Below are 11,577 nucleotides of genomic sequence, written 5' to 3' on the forward strand. Positions count from 1 at the left end.
GCGAGCGGGATAACAACGAGGGGGCTTTATGACCGCGATCGGCTCGACCAATCGGCTCCAGCGCGATGCGCTTGGATTGCCGCAGATCGTCGCTTCGACACTGGCCAACATTGCGCCCGCGATGAGCTTTTTTTTCGGATTCGGCGGCATCGTGGGCGGTGCCGGGGTGGCCGCGCCGATCACCATTCTCGTCGCTATGGTCGTCATACTGTTCCTCACCAATACGCTGGCCGAGTTTTCGAAATACCGGCCCTCGACCGGGTCGTTCGTGACCTTCATCGGCATGGCATTCGGACCGGCGGCAGGAGCTGCCGCATCGGTGTTCGTGGTCTTCGGTTATGTCGTCGCGGCGTCGTCGGTCGTGGTGATTTCCGGTGGGTGGGCGCATGACACGCTGAAACTGTTCCTCGGCATAGATGTACCGTGGCAATTGCTCAGTCTGATCGCGACCGGCATCGTCGGTGTGCTGGTGGCTCGCGGGGTTGCGCTTTCGACAACCTGGGCGGCGATCTTCTTTTACTTCGAACTCGCACTGCTGCTCATCGGCGCGGTGGTCATGCTGGTCGTAAACTGGGGCCACCTTTCGCTCGCTCCGTTCGAGTGGAGCCACCTCTCAGGCGGTTTGAAGGGGATCGGCGCAGGGTTTCCGATTGCGATCTATCTGTTCATCGGGTGGGAAAATTCGGCGACCCTCGCCGAGGAAACCCGCGATGCCCGACGGAACGTGCCGCGCGCGCTGATCATCGGGACGCTGTCGATCGGCGTGCTGTACCTGTTTCTGGCCTACGCGACCGAAATCGCGTTTCACAACAACGCCGCCGCGATCGGCAAATCGACCATCCCCTTCGTCGATGCGATCAAGGCCTCTGCTGCCGGATTGCTGATCCTCGCCTATCTGGCTGGGCTGACCAGCATTTTTTCCTCGCTGCTCGGACTGACCAACAGCCAGGCGCGCATTCTGTTCAACTCGAGCCGCGAGGGGCTCCTGCCGGGATTTTTCGGCAAAATCCATCCGCGGTTTCGCACGCCGTATGTGGCGATGTGGGCATACGTGCTGGTGGCCTTCGCCATCGTGATCGTGTTCGGCTGGCGGATCGATCCGGTCGACCTGTTCTTCGATACCGGTTCGCTCGGCACGATTCCGGTCATCATCACGTATCTGATCACCAATCTGGCGCTGCCGGTCTATATGCTGCGGCACCATCGCGGCGATTTCAGCCCGGTCCGGCACGCGGCCGTTCCGATCGTCGGCACGGTGCTGATGCTGTTTCCCTTATGGGGGCTGATCCAACCAGGCCAGCCGAGCCCGCTGAATTTATTCCCGTGGATCTCGCTTGGCGTGCTGGTGCTCTCGATCGCCTACGGGGTCGTGCTGGCAAAGCGCGATCCCGACCTGGTGCGCAAAATCGGCAGCTACGTCGCGGATGCCGACTACGAACCATCATCAGGAGACCGGCGGTGACGCCGGGATATCGATCAGCGAGTCAATATATCGCTTGAGATTGGCCTGGATCGCGCCGCGAATGGCGCGGTGAACCGTCTCTTCGCTGCCGACATCGAGCGGAAGGGTGACCACATACGGCTCCCTGAAATGCTCGGTAATTGTGCGGCTGGTGACGGTCCTGGACGATGATTGATCAGTCATGGTGTAGGTCACGACGCTGGTGATCGGCAGGGGCGCGAACGGCAGGTTGACGAACTGGTCGCGCAAGGCGATCACTTGGGCCGCGATCGCGTATCGGCATCGCCCCGGCTTGGCGAGCAACCCCCCGCTGGCAAGCCCCCCTACAAGAGCCTGAGCCATGACCGTCGCCGGTATTTTGACCGCGTAGCCGAACGCCACGAGATGCGACGATTTGAGATCGTTCACACAGAACGCGGATGTGTTCGGGTTCGGGCTTGAGCCCAGCGCCCGGTCGGATGCCAGATCGGGCGTGATCTGCGGTGCCGATACGTAAAACGGGATGGCGCAACCGTTGAGGGTGAAGGCCATGGCGATAGCCACACCCGCCGCGCCGAACCTGTTGCTCATCCCAGCGTTCCCTTTACTCAATTACGATCTAAAGCGAAACGATCCCGGATTGCTACGTGCAGAAGTCCGCCATAAGGGCCGAACCATTCACGGCTGCGTGATCGTCTTGATAAAGCTGAAGGCCTCGACCGTCATACGCTCGCGGAAATAAAACCGGTGAGCGGCTCCGCGCTGGACGCCCGATTCGAGCGTGAGGGCGGTGCAACCCCAGCCGCGGGCAAGATCTTCGCACCAAGATATCAGGAAATGGCCATGACCCGCGCTGCGTTGTGAGTCATCGGTGACCAGATCGTCTATATAGAAGCGATAGCCGTTCCACGTATTATGGAAGGCCCGGAACATCGCGAGCGCGCGGATTACACCGGATTGGTGAACCAAAGCGAGGTGAGCGCCCTCGCCGAGAATGCGTTGCATCTTCGAGACATAGCCGGCTTCCATCTGCGGGCGGAGCATGCGGTGCAGCGGTTCGGCACCCTCCAGCCAGCGGATGAGGTCAGGGCTGTCGGCCATAAGATGAACAACCTCGCGTGTCATGCGGCTGACTGGTTCAGGGCCGCGATTGCGGCATCACGTTGCGCCCGGTCACCGAGGGCGAGGACTTCGCCAGGGCCGTCGAGAGCGAGGCGCCTGCCCTGCCAGTCGGTCACCGCGCCCCCGGCGGCTTCGATGATCGGCACGATAGAGGCCCAATCCCACGGCTTGAGCCCCGCTTCGGCAATGACGTCGATCTGACCGAGGGCGAGCAGCCCATACGCATAGGCGTCGCCGCCGTAGGTAACGCGGCGGCAGGTTCCGGCAAGATTGGAAAACTGCCCGCGCTGGGCCGGGCTGAACATGTCAGGCGAGGTGCATGAGAGTTCCGCGTCGGCGAGGCTGAAGATCCGGCGCGTGCCGGGCCGCCCATGCCGACCGGTAAAATGGAGCCTGCCATCATGCGCGAGCCAGCGTTCGCCGGTGATCGGTTGGTCGATCAGCCCGAGAACCGGCACACCGTCATCGAGCAAGGCAATAAGTGTGGCGAAAATCGGCCGGCCTGTGATGAATGCGCGGGTGCCGTCGATCGGGTCGATCACCCAGGTCATGCGGCCCGTGGCGTTGCCGCCCATCTCCTCGCCAATGATGCCGAATTCCGGCGTGTAGGTGGTGAGAACGGCGCGGATCGCCGACTCGGCACCTTGATCCGCCAGAGTAACCGGACTGTCGTCCGATTTGGTCTCGACCTCGGGCAGGAGACGAAAATAACGCTGTATCACGTCTCCCGCAGCATCCGCCGCCGTGTGGGCCACGGCGGCGACATCGAGTTTCATTTCAAGGTTTCAGGGGTGGCCGACTGGGCGTTCAGATAAGCAATCACGTCAGCGCGGACCTGCGTATTCTTGATCCCGGGATATGCCATATGGGTGCCGGGAACCGCCTTGACCGGATCGTAGAGCCATTCGTTGAGTTCGTGTGGTGTCCATTTCCCGTCGGCGGCGGCTTTCTTCGCTCCACTGGAAAACGAATATCCGGCTTTCGCGAACATCGGGGCACCCACCACGCCATACAGGTTAGGCCCGACGCCGTTGGCCCCGCCCTTGTCGATCGAATGGCATGCCGAGCACTGCTGCTCGAAGAAACTCTGGCCCTTGGCAATGACCGCGCTGGCGAGAACCGGCTTGATCGTGGGGGCGCCGGTATCGAGCCCGGCGCTCGCGGTCTGGGTTGCCGCCGCCGCCGGGGTGGCGCTGGCGCTGGTTGTCGGCAGCTTTTCCGGGCTGGCGGATTGCGTGTTGAGGTAGTCAATCAGATCGGCACGGACCTGATTATTCTTGACTCCGGGATAGGCCATGTGGGTACCCGGCACGTCCTTCATCGGATCGTACAGCCATTCGTTCAGCTTATGAGGCGTCCAGTTGCCGGAAGCCGCCTTTTTCACAGCGCCGGAGAATGTGTAACCCGCCTTGGCGAACATCGGCGCGCCGACAATGCCATAAAGGTTGGGACCGACACCGTTGGCACCGCCCTTGGTAATGGTGTGGCAGGCCGAGCATTGTTGCTCGAAAAAGCTCTGTCCCTTCCCCGCGACAGCGCTGGCGTAAAGCGGCGCGATCGCAGGGGCACCGCTGCTGGGACCGGACATCGCCACGGCGGAAGTCGCGGCGGCACCCTGGCCCGGCTTGGGCAGCGGAATCGGGTCGGTCGAGAGGGTGCGGAGATAAGCGATCGTATCGGCCCGCTGGACATCGTTCTTGATGCCGGTGTACCCCATGCGGGTGCCGGGGGCGAATTTCTGCGGATCAACCAGCCATTCGTTCATCTTCTGATACGTCCAGACGCCCGACGCCTTGGATTTCACGGCGGATGAGAAATCATAACCCGCTTTGGCGAACATCTTGTCGTTCATCACGCCATAAAGGTTGGGGCCGACCCCATTGGCACCGCCCTTGTCCACAGTATGACAGGCCGCGCATTGCTGCGCCACGAATTGCTGCCCCTTCGAGACATCCGCCTTGATGATCAGCGGATCGATCGAAGGCACACCACCACCGGCTGCAGCAGCGGTCGCCGGTGCATTTTTGGCAACCTCCGCTCTGGTTTTGGCGGCGTCCTTGCCGGACAGAATGCCAGGTGCCTGAATCACGATCCACGCGACCAACCCTGCCGACAGAATGCCGCCGGCAATCTTGTTCAGCAATAGCGGATCACGACCCTTTTTGCCGGGACCAGGCGCATGCGGGTTGGTACTCATCAGACGGCATCCTCCATAGCTTTACCGGAGGATGTATAACGATTTAGGAAAGTGCGACAAGAGTAACATGTTCGCGCGCACGGAGGCTGTCATTTCCCCAACGACCATTTCGGCACCATCACCCATTGTGCTGATTCCTGCCCGCATGGGTTCGACCCGATTGCCGGGAAAGCCTCTTGCCGACATCGGCGGTGTGCCAATGATCGTCCATGTTCTGCACCGCGCCGAGGCTGCCGGGCTTGGCCGGGTCGTGGTCGCATGCGCCGAGCAGGAGATCGCCGATGCCGTGATTGCAGCAGGAGGAACCGCGGTAATGACCCCGCCGGACCTGCCGAGCGGATCGGACCGGATTCATGCCGCACTCGCAACGATCGACCCCACACGAAATCACGAAATCGTGATCAATCTCCAAGGCGATCTGCCGGGGTTCGAACCGGGCGCGCTCACGGCTTTACTCGATGTCCTAGCCGACTCTTCGTTCGACATTGCAACACTGGTCGCACCGATCACGAGCGATGCCGAAGCGGCAGCGGAGTCGGTGGTCAAGGCCGCATGTGGCTTCGAAGCGAGCGACATCGCCCCGGTCCTTTATTTTTCCCGCGCGCGAATCCCGTTCGGCGCCGGGCCTTTATGGCATCATGTGGGCGTCTACGCCTATCGCCGCGCCGCGCTGGAGCGATTTGTCGCCGCCCCGCCCTCACCGCTCGAACGGCGCGAAAAACTCGAACAACTGCGTGCGCTGGAACTCGGACTGCGGATCGGCGCGGCACGGATTGCACGCGCGCCATTCGGGGTGGATACCCCGGAAGATCTCGCCCGCGCCCGTCAGGAGCTCAAACATGACCGATAGAATCGCCTTCCAGGGCATCCCCGGCGCGTATTCCGACCTGGCATGCCGCACGGCATTTCCCGGCATGGCAACCTTGCCCTGCCAGACCTTCGAGGCAGCGATTGATGCGGTACGAGGCGGCGAGGCCACGCTGGCGATGCTGCCAACCGAGAATTCGCTCTCGGGCCGGGTGCCGGACATGCATACCCTCCTCCCGGATTCGGGACTTTCGATCATCGGCGAGCATTTCCAGCGGGTCGAACACTGCCTGCTCGGGGTTCGCGGCGCGCGGATCGAGGATATCCGGAAAATCCACTCCCACGCGGTGGCACTCGGGCAGATCCGGGCGCTGATCCGCGATCTCGGGGCGGCGGCCGTGGTCGAGGCGGATACCGCCGGCTCCGCTCACCTCGTGGCAAACTGGGGGAACCCCCAGAGCGCCGCCGTGGCCTCCTCGCTCGCCGCCGAAATCTACGGCCTCGATATCCTGCGTGCCAACGTGGAAGATGCAGCGCACAACACGACGCGCTTCTACGTGATGGCGAAAACACCCCGCCTGCCGCCGGTCGACGCGGAAAACCTGATCACCAGCTTCGTCTTCCGGGTCCGCAATGTACCCGCCGCACTCTACAAGGCGATGGGCGGCTTCGCGACCAACGGCGTCAACATGACGCGGCTGGAATCCTATATGGTCGGCGGCCAGTTCGCTGCCACACAGTTCCTCTGCGAGATCGACGGCCATCCGGAGCGCCGCGACGTGCGGCTCGCTCTGGAAGAACTCGACTTCTTCTCACGCGAGATCCGGATTCTCGGCGTCTATCCGGCAGCGGCGTTCCGCCTCGCCCAGCGCGCGGCGGCGGGCGCGGACTAATCTGCATTATTCGCCTCTGGTCTGCGCAATTCTATTGAACCCTTGGGTGATTTTCGCTAACAGGACTGGTAGCGGGGACCGAAAAACCGTCTCGATGGGCAGCGATCGGCGCAGAATGCGACGTTGATCTGCCGGGGGATTGCCATGGCGGCCGTGACCGAAGCCTTTCAACCTGCGACCACACCCGCATCGGACTGGAGTGCCGCCACCAACTGGTCCGGCGGTGCCGTACCGGGCGCGGGCGTTGCCGCCGCGATCAGCGGGATCGCTGCCGTAGTCGATCCGGGCGTGACCATCGAGGCGGATCTGACGCTCGACTCCTCGGGTGGTCATGGAGCGGCACTGAGCGGCAATTTCGGCGCGGTGGTGCTGGGCGGATCGTCCACCCTGTCGGTCAGCGGAACCGCAGCGCTCTACGCCGACGATTCAGTAGTCAATCAGGGCGTCGTTGCGGTCGGGACCGCATCGGACCTCGCCGTGGTGGTCGATCTCGGGGCAATCTCCGGGCTGACCGGCGCCCCCGCGGCGAGCTTCGCCAATGCAGGGATGATCGCCCTTTCCGCAGGCGCCGCGCTCGACATCGGCGGAACCGAATTCGAGAATACCGGGCTGGTCACGCTCACCGGCGGCACGCTCGCGGTGACGGGGGGAGCGATCGGCGGGGGAGGCACCATCGCTCTCAGTGCCGCTGCCCTGGCCGAATTCGGTGATGGTGTCGCCGATCAGCATTTTTCATTCACCGGCGAGGGCGGCACGATCGACCTTGCCGACCCTCTGCTCGGTCCCGGCGTCACCCTCAACGGGTTCACGATCGGCGATGCGATCGACTTGAGCACCCTGGCCGATGGCAGCATCGTGCAGGCCGGCACCGATGTAACGATCCTCAACCGCAACGGCGGCATCGACGGATCGTTCGAACTCGCGGTGCCTGTCGATCTTCGAATGACGGCATCCGGAAGCGGCAGCGTCATTCTCGCGGTCCAGCCAGTACCATCCGACCCGCCGTGTTTCGCCCGTGGCACCGCAATCCTCACCCCTGCCGGCTATCGACCGGTTGAAACCCTTGTCGCCGGGGATCGCGTGGTGACTGCGCAAGGCGGTGTCCTGCCGGTCATGTGGGTGGGCTCGCATGCACTCGACCTCGCACAGCATCCTGCGCCACGTAACGTACTGCCGATCCGCATCGCTCCCGGCGCACTGGCCCCGGGTGTTCCCCGCCGCGTGCTTCGGCTGTCGCCCGACCATGCGCTGTGGTTCGATGGCGTCCTGATCCCGGCGAAACTGCTGGTCAACGGCGCGACCATCATCCAGGAACGAGACACGCTGGCCGTCACCTATCATCATATCGAGCTGGCACGCCATGACGTGGTCCTTGCCGAAGCCACGCCGTGCGAGACGTACCTCGATACCGGCAATCGGCAGGGGTTCAGCACCGCCGGCTCCTGGCCAATCCGCCCGAAGCGCTGGGATCGCGATGCCTGTGGCCGTCTGATAACCGGCGGGGCGGCCTTGCGCGGGGTGCGCGTCGCGCTGCATCAGCGCGCCCTTGCACTCGGTTTCACCGTCAATGCGGAGCACGACATCGGCGTCTGGATCGATGGGAGACGGATCATGCCCGGAACATCCGGACGCTACGATCTTCCTGCATCACGACACGGCACCGCCGTCCTGCGCTCGAAACGCTTCATCCCCGCGGAAGTCGACCCCGCATCGGACGACCGGCGCGAACTCGGTGTCGCCATCGCGGGTCTCCGTGCCGGACGGTGCCGCCTCGATATCGACGAGATTGCGGCAAGCGGCTTCCACCCACGCGCCTCCGGCGACCGAGCGCGGTGGACCGATGGTGCCGGCACGATCCTGCTGCCCCCGGCCGCGCGATCCATCGCGTTCGAGCTTGCGGCGGTGCCGTTGCTCTGGACGCCGCGGATCGGCTGAGCGGACGCCAACAAACCCGGTTGCGATTCGCAACGAGGCTGATATCGGCCATTCCGTCTTGCGCCTCGCCACAGGCCCGGGTTCGGCGTTTGGCCGTGATCTTGCATCGCTCCCCCATGATCGACCAGGCGGAGCTGACAGCAGGACGTGGACATATTGATCGCCGACACCGATCCGGCACGAGCGACGGCGCTGGCCGCGCGGCTCGCCGGCCAGACCGGGACCGGGCGCATCCGCATCGCCCCGGCCGATCAGAACCTCGCCGCGATCGTCGCGGTCGAGCAGCCGGACATCGTGATCGTGGACATGGCACGCCCGGATCGCGACAGCCTGGAGCAGTTGCGCAGTATCACGGCTCAGCTGGCCCCGGTGACGCTGTTCATCGACGAGGACGATCCGGCGTTCATGGAAGAGGCAATCGCAGCCGGGGTGGTGTCGTATCATGTCAACGCCGCCACAAACGTTGATATCAAGCCGGTTCTGCGCAGTGCGATCGCGCTGTACCGCTACGCCAGCCGGCGCGAGAAGCGGTTGGCGGCAGCGGAAGCGGAACTGGCGGACCGGCGGTTGATCGAGCGTGCCAAAAAACTGCTGATCCAGCGTGACCGGATGAGCGAGCCGGCCGCCCACCGGTTTCTGCAGCGCCGGGCCATGGAGCGACAGATGCGGCTGGCCGACGTGGCGCGCGGGTTGCTGCGGGACTCCGAGGCACCCGAGTCCGATTTGTCCGAACGCAGTTGGCCGGGCACGGAAGGGACAGGATCGTGAGTGCTCAGGGTTTACGCATCGGCATCGTGCAGTTGCTCGATAGCGCGCCGGTTCTGCTGGCGCGCGAGTTCGGATATTTCACCCAGGCCGGGCTCGACGTTACCGTGGTAATCGAACCTTCCTGGGCCAACATCGCGGACAAGCTGGCCTATGGCATGCTGGATGCCGCCGTCATTCTGGGACCGCTGGCGGTCGCGATGACATTGGGGCTTCGAGGCCGACCGAGCGCCTTGCGCTTCGCGGGCACGCTGAGCCGTAACGGCAATGCGATCGTGCTGGCGGCAGGCCGGGCGGCGGCACCCGTGCGGTTCGCCGTCGTGCATGCCTATTCCAACCACGATCTCCTGCTGCGTGACTGGATCGCCGCGAGCGGTATGGTGCCTGCTGATGCCAGCATCATCACGCTGCCGCCGCCCGATATGGTGAATGCGCTGGAACGCGGCAGCATCGACGGGTTCTGCGCCGGGGCGCCGTGGGGCAGCATCGCGGTACGGCAGGGAGCCGGGATAATTACGGCGGTCTCGGCCGATCTCGCCCCGGATCATCCGGAAAAACTGCTGGTGTTGCGTGCCGAATTCGCGGACGCGCACCCGATGGCGGCAGCGGCGCTCCGCGATGCGCTGGGTGCGGCGACGTCCCTGTGCGGCACGGCGTCGGCGCGTCGGGATCTCGCGGCGATTCTGGCGGCGCCACGTAATCTCGATCTCCCCTCATCCGTGCTCGAGGCGGCACTGACGCCCTCCGGCGGCAATCCTGTGTTCATGACCGGGGCGGCGCTGCGCCCTGCGGTGGCAGACCTGGAGTGGACGATCGCGCGGATGCAGGCCGCCGGGCATCTCGCCGGAACGGATCCCACGCAGGCGGTCGCGACGCTGATGGGAACGCCGTCGGTATCGGACTAACTATCGATCATATGATTATTTTATAGATATTTCTAGACTATAAAAGCGTCATATTAGTCCGTTCGTTCTCGTCTCGTCCTAAGTTTAGGCTGATATGCCGGTTGGCATCCTTTTTGCCTTTGTGACTTGGCACGGGGACGTGCACCGCCGCTGCCAAGGACGGTATCGGTGATCGGACGGGACGAAAGTTCCAACGCCCAGAATCGCGCGCCAACGAAGGCCGTTTGTGAACCGCAGGTTCACAGGAGTGCGACAATGAGCTTACCACGTGAAAAATCGTTCCTGAAGGCGGGCCACTGGCCCACCCTGTTCGCCGCCTTCCTGTATTTCGACATGAGTTTCATGATCTGGGTGCTGCTGGGACCGTTAGCAGTGCAGATCGGCACGGCCTTGCACCTCGACCCGGCGCAGAAGGGTTTCATGGTCGCGCTGCCGGTCCTCGCCGGCGCGCTGCTGCGGATCGTCGGCGGTTTCGCGGTCGATCAGTTCGGTGCGCGGGTGACCGCGATCGTGGCGCAACTCATCGTTATCGCGGGCCTCGCCGTGGTCGGCATTGTGGGGATCACCTCATATCATGAGGTGCTGGCGATCGGGTTGCTGCTCGGCATCGGCGGTGCCTCCTTCGCCGTGGCGTTGCCGCTGGCGTCGCGCTGGTATCCGCCCGAACATCAGGGCACCGCTATGGGCATTGCCGGGGCCGGGAACATCGGCACCGTCGTCACTGCGCTCGCGGCACCGGGGCTTGCCATCGCGATCGGCGTGAGCGGCGTATTCAGCCTGGCCGCGGCGATCATGGCCGCAACGTTGGTGGTGTTCGCGCTGATGGCGAAAAACCCGCCGACCTATCGGTTTCCGCAGCCGCTGGGGGCCTATTTCAAAGTTTTGCGGGTGGCCGACACCTGGTGGTTCATGGGGTTCTACGGCGTCACCTTTGGTGGATTCGTCGGCCTGTCAGCGTCGCTGACGTTGTATTTTCACAGCACGTATGGGCTGACGCCCGTTCACGCCGGGTTTGCAACCGCCTTATGCGCCTTCGTGGGCGGCTCGATCCGCCCCTATGGCGGGTATCTGGCCGACCGGATCGGCGGCGTCCGCGTGCTGTCGGTGCTGTATCTGGTCGCAGCGGCGGCATTGATCGTGCTCAGCATGGGAATCGGCGCGTTCTGGCCGGCGCTGGCTGTCTTCATCGTGGTGATGGCGGCGTTCGGCATGGGGGACGGCGCGATCTTTCAACTGATCCCGATGCGGTTCGGCCGCGAGATCGGCACCGCCACCGGCTTCGTCGGCATGGCAGGCGGGATCGGCGGGTTTTATCTCGCATCCAGCATGGGGTTGTCGAAGCAACTGACCGGATCGTACGGCGCCGGATTTCTGATTTTCGCAGGTCTCGCCCTGCTCGCTTTCGGTGGGCTCTCGATTGTGAAGCACCGCTGGCGCGCCGATTTCACCGCGGCCACGTCGGTCGAGGGTGCCACGGTTCGCGTTTGATCTGCCTGGAATAACGGAAGGTTA

Annotated in this window: 11 protein-coding genes; 7 read left to right on the forward strand and 4 right to left on the reverse strand. The window is 63.7% G+C overall.

Features of this window, described 5'->3' with window-relative positions; all coding sequences use genetic code 11:
* The first annotated feature begins 28 nt into the window (after positions 1-28).
* Complete coding sequence (locus SIL87_RS14775; protein ID WP_319614893.1) at positions 29-1,462, forward strand: APC family permease; 1,434 nt, start codon at positions 29-31, stop codon at positions 1,460-1,462.
* Here SIL87_RS14775 and SIL87_RS14780 read toward each other — a convergent pair.
* The 4 genes from SIL87_RS14780 to SIL87_RS14795 form a co-directional block, all read right to left on the reverse strand.
* Positions 1,445-2,032: a hypothetical protein gene (locus SIL87_RS14780; protein WP_319614894.1), complete on the reverse strand. Its 588-nt coding sequence runs from the start codon at positions 2,030-2,032 to the stop codon at positions 1,445-1,447. The two genes, SIL87_RS14775 and SIL87_RS14780, sit on opposite strands and share 18 nt — an antisense overlap.
* Before the next feature lie 87 nt (positions 2,033-2,119).
* Positions 2,120-2,542, reverse strand: a complete 423-nt coding sequence (locus tag SIL87_RS14785; protein ID WP_319614895.1) for a GNAT family N-acetyltransferase — start codon at positions 2,540-2,542, stop codon at positions 2,120-2,122.
* Positions 2,543-2,562: 20 nt separating this feature from the next.
* Positions 2,563-3,339 (reverse strand): inositol monophosphatase family protein, encoded by a 777-nt coding sequence (locus SIL87_RS14790; RefSeq protein WP_319614896.1) that lies wholly within the window; start codon positions 3,337-3,339, stop codon positions 2,563-2,565.
* Entirely contained in the window at positions 3,336-4,760 is a 1,425-nt protein-coding gene (locus tag SIL87_RS14795) for a c-type cytochrome (protein WP_319614897.1), read from the reverse strand. Before SIL87_RS14795 ends, SIL87_RS14790 begins: the two co-directional genes overlap by 4 nt.
* 67 nt (positions 4,761-4,827) lie before the next feature.
* Between SIL87_RS14795 and SIL87_RS14800 the strand changes: the two genes are divergently transcribed.
* From SIL87_RS14800 to SIL87_RS14825, 6 genes are all read left to right on the forward strand, one after another.
* Positions 4,828-5,610, forward strand: a complete 783-nt coding sequence (locus tag SIL87_RS14800) for a 3-deoxy-manno-octulosonate cytidylyltransferase (protein ID WP_319614898.1) — start codon at positions 4,828-4,830, stop codon at positions 5,608-5,610.
* Positions 5,600-6,460: a prephenate dehydratase gene (locus SIL87_RS14805; RefSeq protein ID WP_319614899.1), complete on the forward strand. Its 861-nt coding sequence runs from the start codon at positions 5,600-5,602 to the stop codon at positions 6,458-6,460. Before SIL87_RS14800 ends, SIL87_RS14805 begins: the two co-directional genes overlap by 11 nt.
* 144 nt (positions 6,461-6,604) lie before the next feature.
* A complete protein-coding gene (locus SIL87_RS14810; protein ID WP_319614900.1) occupies positions 6,605-8,395 on the forward strand; it encodes a Hint domain-containing protein in 1,791 nt (596 codons plus the stop codon).
* Between the two features lie 147 nt (positions 8,396-8,542).
* A complete protein-coding gene (locus tag SIL87_RS14815; protein WP_319614901.1) occupies positions 8,543-9,163 on the forward strand; it encodes an ANTAR domain-containing response regulator in 621 nt (206 codons plus the stop codon).
* Positions 9,160-10,065 carry an ABC transporter substrate-binding protein gene (locus tag SIL87_RS14820; RefSeq protein WP_319614902.1) on the forward strand — a complete coding sequence of 302 codons (906 nt, stop codon included), beginning with the start codon at positions 9,160-9,162 and terminating at the stop codon, positions 10,063-10,065. The genes SIL87_RS14815 and SIL87_RS14820 overlap by 4 nt, the downstream gene beginning before the upstream one ends.
* Before the next feature lie 255 nt (positions 10,066-10,320).
* On the forward strand, positions 10,321-11,553 hold the full coding sequence (locus SIL87_RS14825; RefSeq protein ID WP_319614903.1) for a nitrate/nitrite transporter: 1,233 nt from the start codon (positions 10,321-10,323) through the stop codon (positions 11,551-11,553).
* Positions 11,554-11,577 lie beyond the last annotated feature (24 nt).

Origin of the sequence: Acidiphilium acidophilum, from assembly GCF_033842475.1 — a bacterium.
Classification (GTDB): Bacteria; Pseudomonadota; Alphaproteobacteria; order Acetobacterales; family Acetobacteraceae; genus Acidiphilium; species Acidiphilium acidophilum.

Coding starts and splice junctions, on each gene's coding strand:
- SIL87_RS14775 (WP_319614893.1), top strand. CDS start 29: ATGACCGCGATCGGCTCGACCAATCGGCTCCAGCGCGATGCGCTTGGA.
- SIL87_RS14780 (WP_319614894.1), bottom strand. CDS start 2,032: ATGAGCAACAGGTTCGGCGCGGCGGGTGTGGCTATCGCCATGGCCTTC.
- SIL87_RS14785 (WP_319614895.1), bottom strand. CDS start 2,542: ATGGCCGACAGCCCTGACCTCATCCGCTGGCTGGAGGGTGCCGAACCG.
- SIL87_RS14790 (WP_319614896.1), bottom strand. CDS start 3,339: ATGAAACTCGATGTCGCCGCCGTGGCCCACACGGCGGCGGATGCTGCG.
- SIL87_RS14795 (WP_319614897.1), bottom strand. CDS start 4,760: ATGAGTACCAACCCGCATGCGCCTGGTCCCGGCAAAAAGGGTCGTGAT.
- SIL87_RS14800 (WP_319614898.1), top strand. CDS start 4,828: ATGTTCGCGCGCACGGAGGCTGTCATTTCCCCAACGACCATTTCGGCA.
- SIL87_RS14805 (WP_319614899.1), top strand. CDS start 5,600: ATGACCGATAGAATCGCCTTCCAGGGCATCCCCGGCGCGTATTCCGAC.
- SIL87_RS14810 (WP_319614900.1), top strand. CDS start 6,605: ATGGCGGCCGTGACCGAAGCCTTTCAACCTGCGACCACACCCGCATCG.
- SIL87_RS14825 (WP_319614903.1), top strand. CDS start 10,321: ATGAGCTTACCACGTGAAAAATCGTTCCTGAAGGCGGGCCACTGGCCC.